16 protein-coding genes are annotated in these 15,687 nt (G+C 56.2%); 7 read left to right on the top strand and 9 right to left on the bottom strand.

The annotated features are described in order from the left end of the window. Positions 1–12: 12 nt before the first annotated feature. Together M8Q36_RS05085 and M8Q36_RS05080 are read left to right on the top strand one after the other, a co-directional pair. Positions 13–549, top strand: coding sequence for an isochorismatase family protein (locus M8Q36_RS05085; protein WP_249880210.1), 537 nt, complete (start codon positions 13–15; stop codon positions 547–549). Continuing rightward, positions 549–1,469: a GlxA family transcriptional regulator gene (locus tag M8Q36_RS05080; protein WP_249880209.1), complete on the top strand. Its 921-nt coding sequence runs from the start codon at positions 549–551 to the stop codon at positions 1,467–1,469. The genes M8Q36_RS05085 and M8Q36_RS05080 overlap by 1 nt, the downstream gene beginning before the upstream one ends. Here M8Q36_RS05080 and M8Q36_RS05075 read toward each other — a convergent pair. Then, positions 1,462–2,457, bottom strand: coding sequence for an acyltransferase (locus M8Q36_RS05075; protein ID WP_249880208.1), 996 nt, complete (start codon positions 2,455–2,457; stop codon positions 1,462–1,464). The two genes, M8Q36_RS05080 and M8Q36_RS05075, sit on opposite strands and share 8 nt — an antisense overlap. Positions 2,458–2,629: 172 nt before the next feature. Here M8Q36_RS05075 and M8Q36_RS05070 point away from each other — a divergent pair, with 172 nt between their 5' ends. The 3 genes from M8Q36_RS05070 to glyS all read left to right on the top strand — a co-directional run bounded on the left by M8Q36_RS05070 (position 2,630) and on the right by glyS (position 6,056). Continuing rightward, a complete protein-coding gene (locus M8Q36_RS05070) occupies positions 2,630–2,929 on the top strand; it encodes a YsaB family lipoprotein (protein ID WP_175273629.1) in 300 nt (99 codons plus the stop codon). Between the two features lie 136 nt (positions 2,930–3,065). Next, a complete protein-coding gene (glyQ, locus tag M8Q36_RS05065) occupies positions 3,066–3,977 on the top strand; it encodes a glycine--tRNA ligase subunit alpha (protein WP_020455704.1) in 912 nt (303 codons plus the stop codon). 9 nt (positions 3,978–3,986) lie between these two features. After that, positions 3,987–6,056, top strand: coding sequence for a glycine--tRNA ligase subunit beta (gene glyS, locus M8Q36_RS05060; RefSeq protein WP_020455703.1), 2,070 nt, complete (start codon positions 3,987–3,989; stop codon positions 6,054–6,056). A 56-nt stretch (positions 6,057–6,112) separates the two neighbouring features. On the opposite strand, the gene M8Q36_RS05055 is transcribed toward glyS, so the two are convergent. Genes M8Q36_RS05055 through M8Q36_RS05045 form a run of 3 tightly spaced genes read right to left on the bottom strand, consistent with a single transcriptional unit; the run spans position 6,113 to position 8,096 of the window. Further along, positions 6,113–7,084 (bottom strand): GGDEF domain-containing protein, encoded by a 972-nt coding sequence (locus tag M8Q36_RS05055; protein ID WP_249880207.1) that lies wholly within the window; start codon positions 7,082–7,084, stop codon positions 6,113–6,115. Positions 7,085–7,086: 2 nt separating this feature from the next. Beyond that, positions 7,087–7,728, bottom strand: coding sequence for a chemotaxis protein CheC (locus M8Q36_RS05050; RefSeq protein WP_249880206.1), 642 nt, complete (start codon positions 7,726–7,728; stop codon positions 7,087–7,089). Continuing rightward, positions 7,725–8,096, bottom strand: a complete 372-nt coding sequence (locus tag M8Q36_RS05045; protein WP_249880205.1) for a response regulator — start codon at positions 8,094–8,096, stop codon at positions 7,725–7,727. The genes M8Q36_RS05050 and M8Q36_RS05045 overlap by 4 nt, the downstream gene beginning before the upstream one ends. A gap of 412 nt (positions 8,097–8,508) precedes the next feature. On the opposite strand from M8Q36_RS05045, the gene M8Q36_RS05040 reads away from it, so the two are divergent. Further along, on the top strand, positions 8,509–10,128 hold the full coding sequence (locus M8Q36_RS05040) for an ABC-F family ATP-binding cassette domain-containing protein (RefSeq protein ID WP_249880204.1): 1,620 nt from the start codon (positions 8,509–8,511) through the stop codon (positions 10,126–10,128). 45 nt (positions 10,129–10,173) lie between these two features. Here the strand turns inward: M8Q36_RS05040 and M8Q36_RS05035 are convergent, their stop codons facing one another. Further along, positions 10,174–10,467, bottom strand: coding sequence for an HTH-type transcriptional regulator (locus tag M8Q36_RS05035; RefSeq protein WP_249880203.1), 294 nt, complete (start codon positions 10,465–10,467; stop codon positions 10,174–10,176). Between the two features lie 390 nt (positions 10,468–10,857). Here M8Q36_RS05035 and M8Q36_RS05030 point away from each other — a divergent pair, with 390 nt between their 5' ends. Beyond that, positions 10,858–11,571 (top strand): DUF3053 domain-containing protein, encoded by a 714-nt coding sequence (locus tag M8Q36_RS05030; protein ID WP_249880202.1) that lies wholly within the window; start codon positions 10,858–10,860, stop codon positions 11,569–11,571. A gap of 59 nt (positions 11,572–11,630) precedes the next feature. Here the strand turns inward: M8Q36_RS05030 and ghrB are convergent, their stop codons facing one another. The 4 genes from ghrB to M8Q36_RS05010 form a co-directional block, all read right to left on the bottom strand. Next, the gene (gene ghrB, locus M8Q36_RS05025; RefSeq protein ID WP_249880201.1) at positions 11,631–12,605 is read right to left on the bottom strand and encodes a glyoxylate/hydroxypyruvate reductase GhrB; all 975 of its coding nucleotides are present in this window, start codon (positions 12,603–12,605) and stop codon (positions 11,631–11,633) included. Continuing rightward, entirely contained in the window at positions 12,602–13,891 is a 1,290-nt protein-coding gene (locus M8Q36_RS05020; RefSeq protein ID WP_020455695.1) for an MFS transporter, read from the bottom strand. Before M8Q36_RS05020 ends, ghrB begins: the two co-directional genes overlap by 4 nt. Positions 13,892–13,971: 80 nt before the next feature. Further along, the gene (locus M8Q36_RS05015) at positions 13,972–14,913 is read right to left on the bottom strand and encodes a sugar kinase (RefSeq protein ID WP_249880200.1); all 942 of its coding nucleotides are present in this window, start codon (positions 14,911–14,913) and stop codon (positions 13,972–13,974) included. Further along, positions 14,906–15,667 carry a sugar phosphate isomerase/epimerase family protein gene (locus M8Q36_RS05010; RefSeq protein ID WP_249880199.1) on the bottom strand — a complete coding sequence of 254 codons (762 nt, stop codon included), beginning with the start codon at positions 15,665–15,667 and terminating at the stop codon, positions 14,906–14,908. Before M8Q36_RS05010 ends, M8Q36_RS05015 begins: the two co-directional genes overlap by 8 nt. Positions 15,668–15,687 lie beyond the last annotated feature (20 nt).

Below are 15,687 nucleotides of genomic sequence, written 5' to 3'. Positions count from 1 at the left end.
AGGAGTCCTGAAATGTCCCGCACCGCGCTGATTAACATCGACACACAGCAATCTTTTTTCCATCGTGACTACTGGCAAGATACGGATTTCGCCGCGTTTCAGCAGGCCATCTCCACGCTTATCGCTGGCTGTGAAGCACGTGGCGTACCGGTAGTCGATATCTTTCATGTCGCCGACAGCGGGCCGTTTTCGCAGGAGAGCGGTTTTGTCGCGCCGATGCCCTTCCTGCAACACCGCGCCGCCGTAACGTTTTATAAGCATGTGCACAATGCGTTTACCGATACCGGACTCGATCACTGGCTGCGCAGCCGCGACATCAACCATCTGATTATTTGCGGTATTCGCACCGAGCAGTGCTGTGAAACCACCGCGCGCGTCGCATCGGATCTGGGGTATCGTGTGACCTTTGTCAGCGAAGCGACACTGACCTTCCCGATGACGCATAAAGGGGTTACGCTGGATTGCAGCGCGCTGCGCCACCGCACTGAAACCGTGCTGGAAGGCCGCTTCGCTGCCATTAAAACCGTCCACGAAATCCTGGAACTGTAATGACCACAGATGTCTGGTTTGTGATGTTGCCCGGCGTTCTGGCGCTGGATATGACCGGCCCGGCGGAAACCTTCGCGCTGGCAGGTAACGCTTTTCGCCTGCACTACGTTGGGCCGGAAGCGAGTGTGTCGACCTCGATTGGCCTGACGATGGGCAATATTGCACCGCTACCGGATACCTTGCCGGCAGGCAGCCTGCTGGTGCTGCCAGGTGTGTCAGATTCCTCACGGTTATTTGATACGCCGCAGGCGAACGCGGTGCGGCACTGGCTGATGCGCCTGCAACCGCTGATCCACAGCCAGAGCATTACGTTGATGTGCGTCTGTTCCGGCGCGGTGCTGGCGGCGAAGGCCGGTCTGATGAACGGTATTCAGTGCACCACTCACCATGATGTCATTGCCCGTTTACGCGCGGTGGCGCCTGCGGCGCTGGTCAAAGAGAACCGTATTTTCATTGAGGATCGCAGCATCTGGACCAGTGCGGGCATCACCTCCGGTATTGATCTGGCGCTGCATCTGATTAACCGCTTTTGCGGGCCGGAGACGGCGCTGGCGGTAGCGCGGGAAATGGTGGTCTGGTTCCGCCGTTCCGGGGAAGATCCGCAAATTTCTCCGTGGCTGCGCTATCGTAACCACCTGCATCCGGCGGTGCATCGCGCACAAGATGCGTTGACGGCGGAGCCGCAAAAAGCCTGGCAACTGAGCGACATTGCCGAGCGGGCACACGTCAGCCCTCGACATTTAACGCGTCTGTTCCAGCAACATCTCGGGATCAGCGTGCGTGATTATCTGGAGCAGCTGCGGCTGGTGATTGCCGAACAGTATCTGTTGCAAGGGCGTGGCACCGAGCAGGCCGCGCTTGCCGCCGGGTTCTCCTCACCGCGCCAGCTACAGCGTGCGCGCCAGCGTGCCATTAACTGACGAAACGGCGTTTGTCGAGGCGTTGCACCAGCATCGACAGCGCCAGGCTTGCCAGAAGCGTGGCGGTGAAAATCCAGACGATATCGAGCAGCGGTGAAGCGTGGATTTCAACGCCGCGCGTGCGCAGGGCGTGAATAATCAGCGCGTGAAAACCGTAAATACCCAGCGAATGGTGAGAAATCAGCGTTAGCCCCGGCAGCGTGCGGCTATTCAGCGTGTTTTTGATGAGCGTAAACAGCGCAATGGCGCACAGAAAGACCATCGGCCCGCAGTAGAGATACCAGGTATCGGCGAAATTGCCGCGCCATTTCAGCTCATTGAGCGTACCGCGTGAAATCACAAACACCGCGGCTAAAAACAGGGCTGCACAGGCCCAGCTTAATGCCCGTTTTTGCGTCTCCATCATGCCGATAGCGCGCCCCAGCATGCCGTACAGAATGTAGTAAAACGTATCCCCGCCAATATAAAGATTGACCGGCAGCCACTCAAAACCGCCGATTTTCTGCGACACCGTATTCGGGTTGGCCACAATGCCAATCACCACCACTAATGCCAGCAACATTTTGCCGCTGAGCGCTTTCACCTGAATCAATGGCGACACCAGGTAAATGACGATAATGGCGAAGAAAAACCACAGGTGATAAAACACCGGTTTTTGCAGCAGGTTTTTCAACGACAGCTCGCTGTTAATCGAGGTGAACAGCACGATATAGAGCAGGGCGATAAGGCTGTAGAACACCAGACAAAGCGCGATGCGCAAGAAGTGGCGCGGCTGTGCGCTGCGTTCGCCAAAAAAGAGGTAGCCGGAAATCATAAAAAACAGCGGCACGCTGACGCGGGAAGCGGAGTTGAGGATATTGGCGATATTCCAGTCGAAAGTGGTGATGCTGGCAGGATTGGTAATGTACCAGGTAGTGGTATGGATCATCACTACCATTAAACAGGCTATCCCTCGCAGATTATCTATCCAGTAAATTTTCGACTGCATCAGTTCCTCTGTGTTCACGTTAAAGACAACTCCCTCAGACTGTAAGATTATCCGCCCATCTCATTAGATAATTCTGAGTTTTACCGCTCTTGCTTGTGCGTTTTGCGCAGATTTGCAAAATTTGCGTTCCCCGCCTTTAAAAATAACAGCCCGCGAGCAGGCAGTGATAAAAATGATGAAGTGTATTGCCCCCGCGCTGGTGCTGCTATTAGCTGGCTGCAGCGCCTCTGCAGATATTCCCGCGCAGCAAGCGCAAAAAGCCAGACCTGGCCCCGAACATTCGCTGGATATGGAAAATTTATGCAGACAAAACGCCGCTCGCCGTTACAACACTGGCGTACAGCAAATTGATGTCACTGGCTTTGAACAATTTCAGGGCAGCTATGAAATGCGGGGCATGACGCCGCGCCGGGAAGCCTTTGTCTGCACTTTTGACGCGGAAGGCCAATTTTTACACCTTTCGATGCGCTAAACCGCCAGATTCCCGCCCGACGGCGCGTGCTTTCCCCAATTTTCCTTAAACAAACCCGTTTCGTACTGTATATCTTGCAGCCAGCGGGTATACTGGGCGCTTCCTTTAAATCCACACGTATCCAGCACGAAAGAATATGCAAAAGTTTGATACCAGGACCTTTCAGGGTCTGATCCTGACCTTACAGGATTATTGGGCTCGTCAGGGCTGTACCATTGTTCAACCTCTGGACATGGAAGTGGGCGCCGGTACATCGCACCCAATGACCAGCCTGCGCGCGCTGGGGCCAGAACCGATGGCAACCGCGTATGTGCAACCTTCCCGCCGTCCGACCGATGGGCGCTATGGCGAAAACCCGAACCGTTTACAGCACTATTATCAGTTCCAGGTGGTGATTAAGCCGTCTCCGGATAACATTCAGGAGCTGTACCTCGGGTCACTGAAAGAGCTGGGTATGGATCCGACCATTCACGATATTCGTTTCGTGGAAGACAACTGGGAAAACCCGACGCTGGGTGCCTGGGGTCTGGGCTGGGAAGTGTGGCTGAACGGCATGGAAGTGACGCAGTTTACCTACTTCCAGCAAGTTGGCGGTCTGGAGTGTAAACCGGTTACCGGTGAAATCACCTACGGTCTGGAACGTCTGGCGATGTACATTCAGGGCGTGGACAGCGTTTACGACCTGGTCTGGAGCGACGGCCCGCTGGGTAAAACCACTTACGGCGACGTGTTCCATCAAAACGAAGTGGAGCAATCCACTTACAACTTCGAATACGCGGATGTCGACTTCCTGTTCACCTGCTTCGAGCAGTATGAAAAAGAAGCGCAGCAGCTGCTGGCGCTGGAAAACCCGCTGCCGCTGCCTGCCTACGAGCGCATTCTGAAGGCCGCCCATAGCTTCAACCTGCTGGATGCGCGTAAAGCCATCTCCGTGACGGAACGTCAGCGCTATATTCTGCGCATCCGCACGCTGACCAAAGCAGTGGCTGAAGCGTATTACGCTTCCCGTGAAGCCCTTGGCTTCCCGATGTGTAACAGAAATAAATAAGAGGCGGCCATGTCTGAGAAAACTTTCCTGGTGGAAATCGGCACCGAAGAGCTGCCACCAAAAGCCCTGCGCAGCCTGGCCGAGTCCTTCGCTGCCAACGTTACCGCTGAGCTGGATGCGGCAGGTGTCACCCACGGCGACGTGCAGTGGTTCGCCGCGCCGCGCCGTCTGGCGGTAAAAGTCGCGAAACTGGCGGCTTCCCAGCCGGATCGCGAAGTTGAAAAACGCGGCCCGGCAATTGCCCAGGCGTTTGACGCGGAAGGCAAACCGAGCAAAGCGGCTGAAGGTTGGGCGCGAGGTTGCGGCATCACTGTCGATCAGGCCGAGCGTCTGACCACCGACAAAGGTGAATGGCTGCTCTATCGTGCGCATGTCAAAGGCGAAAGCGTGGAAACGCTGCTGCCGAACATGATTGCTAACTCGCTTGGCAAGCTGCCGATCCCGAAACTGATGCGCTGGGGCGCGTCGGATGTGACGTTTGTTCGTCCGGTTCATACCGTTACGCTGCTGCTGGGCGACACCGTTATTCCGGCAACCATTCTGGGTATTCAGTCCGATCGCGTGATTCGCGGCCACCGCTTTATGGGCGAGCCGGAGTTCACCATCGATAACGCCGATCAGTACCCGCAAATCCTGCTGGAGCGCGGCAAAGTGATCGCCGATTACGACGCGCGTAAAGCGAAAATCAAAGCGGATGCTGAAGAAGCGGCGCGTAAGATTGGCGGCAATGCCGATCTGAGCGACAGCCTGCTGGAAGAAGTGACCTCGCTGGTGGAATGGCCGGTGGTGCTGACCGCGAAGTTCGAAGAGAAATTCCTCGCCGTTCCGGCGGAAGCGCTGGTTTACACCATGAAAGGTGACCAGAAGTACTTCCCGGTGTATGGCAATGACGGCAAACTGCTGCCGAACTTTATCTTCGTCGCTAACATCGAATCGAAAGATCCGCAGCAGATTATCTCCGGTAACGAAAAAGTGGTGCGCCCGCGTCTGGCGGATGCCGAGTTCTTCTTCAATACCGACCGTAAAAAACGCCTCGAAGATCATCTGCCGCGTCTGCAAACTGTGCTCTTCCAGCAACAACTAGGTACGCTGCGCGACAAGACCGATCGTATTCAGGCGCTGGCGGGCTGGATTGCCGGGCAGATTGGCGCGGATGTCAATCACGCCACGCGCGCGGGCCTGCTTTCCAAATGCGACCTGATGACCAACATGGTGTTCGAATTCACCGACACCCAGGGCGTGATGGGCATGCACTATGCGCGTCACGACGGCGAAGCAGAAGATGTTGCTGTGGCGCTGAACGAGCAGTATCAGCCGCGTTTTGCCGGTGATGAACTGCCGTCAAACCCGATCGCTTGCGCACTGGCGATTGCCGATAAGATGGACACCCTCGCGGGGATCTTCGGTATCGGCCAGCATCCGAAAGGCGATAAAGACCCGTTCGCACTGCGCCGCGCGGCGCTGGGCGTGCTGCGTATTATCGTTGAGAAGAACCTGGCGCTGGATCTGCAAACCCTGACCGAAGAAGCGGTGCGTCTGTACGGCGACAAGCTGACCAACGCGAAAGTGGTCGATGATGTGATCGACTTTATGCTGGGTCGTTTCCGTGCCTGGTATCAGGACGAAGGCTACAGCGTGGATACCATTCAGGCGGTGCTGGCGCGTCGTCCGACCAAACCGGCAGATTTCGATGCGCGTATGAAGGCGGTTTCGCACTTCCGTACGCTCGACGAAGCGGCGGCGCTGGCGGCAGCGAACAAGCGCGTTTCCAATATCCTGGCGAAATCCGATGAGACGCTGAACGATATCGTTCACGCCTCGGTGCTGAAAGAAGCGGCGGAAATTAAGCTGGCGGGTAACCTGGTGGTGCTGCGCGATAAGCTGCAGCCGTACTTTGCCGAAGGCCGTTATCAGGACGCATTAATCGAACTGGCGCAGCTGCGCGAGCCGGTGGATGAGTTCTTTGAGAACGTGATGGTGAATGCCGACGACAAAGACGTGCGTATCAACCGTCTGACATTGCTGTCTAAACTGCGTGAACTGTTCCTGCAGGTGGCGGATATCTCTCTGCTGCAGTAATCGTCATGGCAATAAAAAACCCGCTGCGGCGGGTTTTTTTATGTCTGGCGTCAGGGCTACGGCGTATTTTGCTCGCCGGGATAAGGAACGAACGGCGTAAACGTGGCGTTGACGCGAACGTTGTTACGGCCTGCTCGCTTGGCTTCATACAGCGCATTATCAGCGCTCTGGATAAGCTGCCCGTACTCGGTGTGGCTTTTCTGGCAAAGACTGGCGACGCCAATACTGACGCTGACGATTCCACCGGGGGAACTGGCGTGGGGTAAATCCAGCAGTTGTACGCTGGTGCGGAGTGTCTCGGCGAGTTCAACGGCATCGGCACAGCGGGTTTCAGGTAACAGGGCGCAAAACTCCTCGCCGCCGTAACGGAACAGGACATCGGCAGGGTTTTTCAGCGCGCCGCGCATCGCGGTGGCGATTTGCTGTAAGCACTCATCGCCGCGCTGGTGACCATTGCAGTCGTTATAAAGTTTGAAGTAATCCACATCAATTAGCAGCAGCGAGAGCGGCTTGTTATTGCGCTTGCTGGCGCGCCATTCACGCTCAATGCAAAGGTCGAAATAACGGCGGTTACCCACGCCGGTAAGCCCATCGGATAGCGATTGCGATAAAAGCTCATGCGCCTGTTCACGCAGTAAGGATTCGCGGCGCACGGCGGCGGTGACATCGACTATCTGAATCAGGCAATAACGTTCCGCATCGCCTAACGGCACAATGGTGACTGCCTGGCTCAGGCGCGCGCCAGGGCGTGACGGTTCGGCGTAGAGTGGGAAGGGCGAACGGTGCAAAGATTGCGAAAGCAGGGCAGATAAATTGTGGCCAATAGCCTGACGAATCGCATCGCCGACACGGTGATACACCAGGTCGGGAAATACGCTAAAAAAATCCTCACCAACCGTGTCGCAGGCCGCACGGCCGGTGTGCGTTTCTAACCACGCGTTCCACAGGGCGATACGGTAGTGTGCATCAACAATGATCACACCGAGGCTTAAAGATGAAAAGGCATCAAACAACAACTTATCTTTCATTTTCAATGCATTCCGTCTGGAACACTGCCGGTTTCTACCCGGCTGATATAAAGCCGGATCTGTTCGCGTAAGTCGCGCAGCGCGGACATATCAAGGATAAAGGCGAGATATCCCTGAATCTGCTGGCGCTCAAGCGCAAAATCGATGCGTAGCATCATCACCAGCGGGTCGTTGTCATCTTTATTCGGGTTGAGGATCTGCTTGCTGCTGCCCACGCGAACGACGGGCAGCGAACCTTGCAGCTCTTTCTGGAACATATTGGCCAGCGTCCCGACACAGGCGTTGAGCACAATATTGCCAATTTCGCTCATCGCTTCGCGTTCCATCTCGCCCAACTCATGCGCGGGGATCAGGTCACCCACCATCATGCGCACAATTTCAAAACTGGCGGCTTCAGGAAACATCAAAATCGCTTCGGTGGCATACGCGCCCTGATAGTGCTGGCTAATGCCGAATAATGAGATGCCCGCTCCCAGCTCGTCAGCAGCTTCAGAGCGCGGCGTAAAGCGGATCGTAGGCACCGACATCCGCACTTCTTCATTGACGATATTGCTCATCGCGGCGGCGGCCTGGCCGACACCGATGTTGAAAATCTCCATCAGGCTGTCGGTTTCAATTTCGCTGATATCCGGCAATTCACTCATGGATGTGCCTCCAGGCTGTTCAACAACGCGTGGAGTTGCGGCTCTTTCAGCGGTTTTGGCAGAAAGCCGAGGCCGAGCGCTTGCGCAGCGGTTTGGATGGAGTGCTGAACGTTGGCGGTGAGCAGAATGATATGCGTGCCAGGGTGCGTCTGGCGGATGCGCGAAGCGGTTTCCATGCCTCCAATACCCGGCATGTTTACATCCAGCAGGATCGCAAAAGGTGTGTGCGCCGATGCCAGTTCGATCGCCTCTTCGCCCGTTCCGGCTTCGTCGATTTTCCAGTCCTTGTGCAGGCTGAGCACATACTGGCGTGAAATCATGCGTGACAGGCGGCTGTCATCGACAATCAGGATATATTTCGACATCATTCATTCTCGTCTGGTGATTCATTGCCTGAAAAGGACAATGCACAGCGCCCGGGGTGGCTCTCTTCCCTGATGAATGCGGCTTAACGTCTCAACATCGTTATGTTTCACATAACGCGCTGTTTCGTTTTTTCCTTTGTTAAATTCCCTTCCAGGTTTACACGCGCGGCCTGCTACTTTTAGTTAAGTCACCCTATTCATCGGCAATAACATGCAAATGATTAGCCTCTTTATGACGAGATGGTGAAAATTTAATCTTGAAGAGGGCAGATGATGCGGCTATTCTTTGCCGCGACGAACCTCTCGTCTCACCGGAGCGCCCTCTGAAAATGAACAAACACGACTGATGAACTCGGATCCTTGCTAAACGCGCAGGCGTCAGCAGGGGATGTATTGATTTCATTCAGGAGTGCTTATGGCTCATTGCGCCCAGATCCCCGCTTTTATTTTGCATCAGCTCACCTGTCAGTTTGCGACGGGCGAGACGCTTTTTGGCCCGCTTACCCTCTCCCTTGAACCGTCACTGTGCGGCCTGGTGGGGCGTAACGGCGTGGGCAAAACGCAATTACTCCGTCTGCTGGCCGGGTTAGCCATACCTGCCAGCGGGCATATTGAACGTTTCGGCACGCATACGTATGTTGCACAGCAACACGCGGTTTCCGCGCATACCACGCTTGCGGAACTGCTGGGTTACACAGACATTTTCGCGGCCCGCGAGCGCGTCGAACAGGGCGCTTACCAGCCCGACGATCTCGACAAACTTGAAGGCTACTGGGATCTGCCGGAACGCCTGGCAGCGGCTTTTTCTGACGCCAGACTTCCCGCTTTCGACCCGAATAGACCTGCCATTACGCTGAGCGGTGGCGAGCGTGTGCGGGCACTGTTATGCAGTGCGTTTATCGCCAGTGCGGATTATCTGCTGCTGGATGAACCGACCAACCACCTCGACAGGCAGGGGCGCGAGTGGTTTTACGCACAGCTGGCGCAGCGAAACGGCGGTGCGTTGGTGGCGACTCACGATCGCGAGCTACTGGCGCTGATGCCGCGCATTCTTGAACTCACACCCGCCGGGTTGCGCAGTTATGGCGGCAATTATGACGACTACCAGCGACAGCGCGATGCGGAGCAGCAAGCCGCGCGGGCAATGCTTGAACACGCCGTCAACGAGCGCCGCCGTACCCGCAGCAGGATGCAAAAAGAGCATGATGCCAGCCAGCGGCGCTCGGCACAGACGCTGCGAACAGTCGATTCGTTAAATATCGCCTCGTTTGAACGCGTGAAATACAAGAACGCGGCGAAAGAGCGCCCCGATAGCTGGCGCAAGCAGCACCGCGACCAGAATGACACGCTTAACATCGCCGTTAACCAGGCGCGCGAGCGGGTGGAAGAGGAGATGCCGGTACTGTTTACGCTGCCTGGCAGCCATCTTCCTGAAGGTAAGCAGGTGCTGGTGATGGAGGATGTGCTGCTGCCGCACGTGGCGCTTCCTCCGCTTAACTGGCGAATGGATGGCCCGATGCGCGTAGCGGTGCGCGGGCCGAATGGTTGCGGTAAATCGACGTTGCTGAAAGTGATCCTCGGTGAGCTGGCTCCCCGCGGCGGACTGTGCCAGCGCGCGGTTACCTGCGCGTACCTCGATCAGCACTTATCGCAGCTCGATCTCTCGTTATCGGTGCTGGCACATCTCAATTCTGGCGATACGCCGATGGAGGAGGGCGTGCTGCGCACCCGTCTGGCGCAACTGCAACTGGGGGCAGATAAAGTGGTGTTACCGATGGCGGCGCTGAGCGGCGGCGAGCGTTTAAAAGCGGCGCTGGCGTGCGTACTGTGGCGGCGCGATGCCACGCAGTTGCTGCTGCTGGATGAGCCGACGAACCACCTCGATCTGGCGTCAACGCAGGCGATTGAAGGGGCGCTCGCGACATTTCCTGGCGCGATGCTGGTGGTGTCTCATGATGCGTCATTTCTTCAGGGATTAACGCTTACGCACAGTCTGGTATGGCGGGAAGAGGGCTGGTACTGCGAAGCGGAGTAAGGTGGACATTAACCCCCGGATTAGCGGGGGTTCTACCATCACTATTTAATCAATTAACTGCTTACTGAGCGTTGGGTTCGCATGAATCAGACGCATCAGTTTCATCTCGGTGGCAGTGGGTTTTATTCGTTGTGATTCCCATTCATGCACCATCGATACTGAGACTCCCATGGCACGAGCGAAGTCATCAATTTTAAGCCCGGTTCCACGTCGCAATTGTTCAAAGTCACTAAAGAAATTCGGCTTTTTGCTCAGGGTTACCGGCTGCGTTACGTCTTTTTTAAAAACAATTTGTTCCAGGCTGCTTAGCAGCTCAAATTCTGGATCTTTATATTCCATCGAGCACTCCTCGTAAAATCACACAGCGGGATCGTGATACAGCTCATTAAGAATAGTCGTGAAAATTCCTGGTGTGGTGGTTGCGCCAGTGATTATTTATGCGGCGAAACGTTTTGATGCTGTTGAAATACACGTTTTGACTTTGCGTTACCGCTTAATTGCTTGATTACGTTCAGGCTGTATTTATTCAGTATATTTTTGTAAACCTTCAGCAGAATTTTCGATTAAGAATAATCTGTACCGATTCGCGGAAAATTTCATGCCAGGTCGGTTTCGCGCGTTTAAGAATGCATTGAAGGGGTATCTTGCGAAGCAGACCTGGACTATCCTTGTAAGCCTTCAGGCACGCGTGTGCCGGTATGCGCTTTTATGGGTGAAAGGAGTAACAAAATGGCGACAGGAAAGTCCTGCTCTCGCTGGTTCGCGTCTCTTGCGGCGTTATTAATGGTAGTAAGCCTGAGTGGGTGTTTCGACAAAGAAGGCGATCAGCGCAAGGCGTTTATCGATTTCCTGCAAAATACGGCCATGCGCAGCAGCGAACGACTGCCCGCGCTGACGGCGGATCAGAAAAAACAGTTTGGCCCGTTTGTCTCTGATTATGCCGTGATTTATGGCTATTCCCAGCAGGTTAACCAGGCGATGGACTCCGGTCTGCGTCCGGTGGTGGACAGCGTTAATGCTATCCGTGTGCCGCAGGATTATATGACGCAGCGTGAACCGCTTCGCCAGGCTAATGGTTCGCTGGGCGTGCTGAGCCAGCAATTGCAAAACGCAAAAATGCAGGCCGATGCGTCGCATGCCGCGTTAAAGCAGGCTGACGATCTGAAACCGATTTACGATCAGGTGTTTACCAAAGTGGTCACTAATCCGGCAAATGCTCTGCAACCGCTGATCCCGGCGGCGCAGGTATTTACCCAGCAACTGGTTCAGGTGGGTGATTTTATTGCTCAACAGGACACGCAGGTGAGCTTTGTTGCCAACGGTATTCAGTTCCCGACGTCGCAACAGGCAAGTCAGTATAACGCGCTGATTGCGCCGCTGGCCGCGCAGCACCAAGCGTTCAACCAGGCCTGGACAGCAGCCGTTACCGCCACGCAGCAGTAATCCGGCGCAGGCAAAAAAAAGAGGCGACAGGTTCGCCTCTTTTTTTATTGCGCTTGCCGTTAGCTCGCCACTTGCGGGTTGACGCAGTTTTTCTCAACCTTGCCGTTCAGCGCGTCGATCAGGTTATCTACCGCGCACTCCGCCATGTTGTAGCGCGTTTCATGAGTTGCAGAACCGATGTGCGGCAGCGCCACAACATTGGGCAGTGACAGCAATGGCGAATCAACCGGCAGCGGTTCTTGCTCAAAGACATCCAGCCCGGCGGCGTGGATCTCGCCGTTTTTCAGCGCGTCGATCAGCGCCGCTTCATCAACTACCGGGCCGCGCCCGGCGTTGATAAAGATGGCTGATTTTTTCATCATCCCGAACTGCTTCTTGCCAATCAGGTGATGCGTCTCGTCCGTCAGCGGCAGCACCAGGCAGACGAAATCGGACTCTTTCAGCAGCGTGTCTAAATCGCAATAGCGAGCCTGAAAGCGCTCTTCCGCCTCGGTGTGGTGGCGACGTGCGTTATAAAGGATCGGCATGCCGAAACCGAAGTGCGCGCGCTGGGCCAGCGCAAGCCCGATGCGCCCCATACCGATAATACCCAGCGTTTTATGGTGCACATCAACACCAAACCAGTCTGGGCCAATGCCGGATGTCCATTCGCCCACTTTCACTCGCTCGGCGACCTCCACCACGCGGCGCGCGCTGCTCAGCACCAGCGCCATGATGGTATCGGCGACCGTTTCCGTCAGCACGGTCGGGGTGTGCATCAGCAGAATTTTGCGTGCGTTTAGCGCATCCACATCAAAGTTGTCATAGCCTACCGAGACAGTCGACGTGGCGCGTAGCTGCGGCATTTTCTCCAGCAGTTCGCTGTCCACTTTTTCGCTGGAACCCAGCAACCCTTGCGCGCTGGCGAAGGCTTCAGCGTGTTGCGCCACCGTTTCCGGTTTCAGGTTCGCCACGCGGGTCACGGTGAAATGCGTTTCCAGACGTTGCAGCAAATCATCGGGCAAGGCTTTGTACAGGATGATGGATGGCTTCATGCGGTTCTCCCTTGTGATGGTGCGCCTGCCGGAATCTGCTTATTGTTAGCAGGCTTAACAATTAAAGTAAGCCATACGGAGGCGAAAAGCGCCACCCCCATAAAAATGTACGATGCGGACGGGCTGCCGGTTGCGCCGTTGAGATAACCCACCACCCAGGAGCCGCAGAAGGAGCCCAGCGCGCCCATACTGTTGATGAGCGCCATCGCCCCACCGGCGACATTGCGCGGCAGCATTTCAGGAATAATGGCGAAGAAAGGCCCATAAGGGGCGTACATCGCCGCGCCAGCAACCACCAGCAGTGAATAAGAGACCCAGAAGTGGTTCGCGCCAACCGCCCATGAGCCGATAAAGGCAAACGCGCCAATCAGCAGCAGCGGCCAGACGAACAGTTTGCGGTTTTGCAGCTTGTCGGATGCCCACGAGGCGAGGATCATCGCCAGCGTCGCCGCCAGGTAAGGCACGGCGGAGAGCCAGCCGACTTCCACCATGCCCAGGTTTTCACCACCGCTGCGAATAATCGATGGCAGCCACAGGACAAAACCATAGACGCCAATACTCCAGGCGAAATATTGCAGGCACAGCAGTACCACATTGCGTGAGCGGAAGGCTTCGCTGTAGTTGCGTACCGCTTTAATGCCCTGTTGTTCTTTATCAAGCTGGGTTTGCAGTGCGGTTTTCTCACTGTTCGACAGCCAGTTCACCTGCGCGGGTTTATCTTTTACCAGCACCCACCAGCAGAATGCCCAAATCACCGCCGGAATACCTTCGATAATGAACATTTCGCGCCAGCCGAAGGACTGGATCAAGTAACCGGACACCACCGACATCCACAGTACGGTTACCGGGTTACCGAGGATCAGGAACGTGTTCGCGCGTGAACGTTCGGACTTGGTAAACCAGTTGCTGATATAGATAAGCATCGCGGGCATCACGGCGGCTTCCACCACGCCGAGGATAAAGCGGATGGCGGCCAGCATCGGGATATTACTCACCATGCCGGTTAACGATGCACACCCGCCCCACAGGATCAGGCAGATAAAGATCAGCTTGCGCACGCTGCGGCGTTCGGCGTACACCGCACCGGGGATCTGGAAAAAGAAGTAGCCAAGAAAGAACAGCGCGCCTAATAGCGAGGAGACGCCTTTGGTGATGCCTAAATCGTCGTTAATCCCGGCAGCGGAAGCAAAGCTAAAGTTGGCGCGATCGAGATAGGCCAGGCTGTAGGTAATGAACACGATCGGCATGATATACAGCCAGCGTTTTGTTGAATTTGTAGCGTTCATAAGGTTGCCTCTGTGGTTGAGGTGGTAACCGCCTGTTTGTAGGGTACAGAGCGGTGAATCATGTTTGGCGGCGGGGTGCGTTACAGCGCGCCCAGCTCCGCACGGGTTGGCAATCCTTCGCTGTCGCCCGGCACCTGGATTGCCAGCGCGCCGATGGCGTTACCGCGGCGCACCGCTTCGGGCAAGGTTTTGCCTTCCAGCAGGGCGCTGATTACTCCTACGGCGAAACCGTCACCAGCACCGACCGTATCGACGACGTTCTCCACTTTTACTGGCGCAACTGCCCCCTGTTCTCCGCTGGCGGTTTTAAACCATGCGCCATCGGCACCGGTTTTGATCACTACTGCTTTGACGCCGCGTTGCAGATAGAAATCGGCAATCCCTTGCGGCGTGTTTTCGCCCGTCAGGATGAAGCCCTCTTTCAACCCTGGCAGAACCCAGTCGGCCTGGAAGGCGAGGCGGTTGAGTTTTTCCACCATCTCCGCTTCGCTTTTCCACAGCACCGGTCGCAGGTTAGGGTCAAACGAGATGGTTTTGCCCTGCGCTTTCATGCTCCGCGCCGCATGTTCGAGCAATGCGTAAGAAGAGACGGACAGCGCCGCCGCCACGCCGCTGAGGTGTAAATGACGGGCGTCGTTAAACAGCGCTGCGTGAAAATCGTCTGTTGAGAGGTGGCTGGCCGCCGAGCCTTTACGGAAGTATTCCACGATGGGATCGGTTCCATTTTCGGCTTTAGATTTCAGTTGAAAACCGGTGGCATAACGCCCGTCGAGCGTGACGCCAGCGGTACTGATGTTTTCTTTACGCAGCGTATTGAGGATAAAGCGCCCGAAGCTGTCATCGCCGACGCGGCTTACCCAACAGACCTGCAAACCCAGGCGCGCCAGCCCGGTGGCGACATTCAGCTCCGCGCCTGCCGCCCGCTTGATAAACTGCCCGGCATCGGCCAGATCGCCGGTTTCGCTGGCGACAAACATCGCCATCGCTTCGCCAATCGTGATGACATCCAGCGGTTTATGCATGATGGGACTCCTCGCGTAACAAATTAACGTAATGACGGGTAACGGCGGTCAGATCCTCGCCCTCAAGCGGGAATTCGATACCGCGCGGCGCATCGGCCGGTAAGTTATTCAGCAGCGCCAGCCAGCGGGCATCGGCAGTGTCCGGCGGTACGGCGCGGAAACTGTCGCCATGGGTCACAGCGGCTTTGACATGGATATAACTGACCGCAGGCGCAAGCTGGCGTGCAGCGTTTTCAGGTGTTTCGCCAACCCACAGCCAATTACCGGTGTCGAAGGTCAGGCTCACCGGCAAGGCAAGCGTGTGGCAGGCGGCTTTAAAGCGCAGCATTGGCGCGAGTTTGCCGCAGGTGGTCTGGTCGTTTTCCACCACCAGCGGCACCGGGCTGGTCGCCAGCCAGTCACGCAGCGTTTCCAGCGCGGCGTTGTGGCGAAAGTGGCCGAGCGAAACTTTCAGCCACTGAGCTTTCAGCGTCTGCGCCTCTGCCAGCAGGACCGGTAAGCGCGGGTTCAGTGCGCCATCCGCTTCGAACAGCGCTTCCGGCGCGGAATAACAGACTTGCAGGTTGTGCAGGTCGATGGCGAAGGCCAGCGAGGCCAGATGGGTTAACGCCTCTTCGCTTAATAACTCGCGGCGGATCTCAACGCCGTCGGCTCCGGCTTTGGCGATAATCGGCAGCAGGGCAATTTGCCCGCCCAGCGCCTCAATTTGCGTGTGGCCGTAAGCGGCGGTGACGACGATAATTTTTCTCTGCATTGTCCGACTCCCGGGCGACT

Source organism: Kosakonia sp. R1.Fl (assembly GCF_023516815.1).
Classification (GTDB): domain Bacteria; phylum Pseudomonadota; class Gammaproteobacteria; order Enterobacterales; family Enterobacteriaceae; genus Kosakonia.
This window is presented reverse-complemented; position numbering and strand designations above follow the sequence as displayed.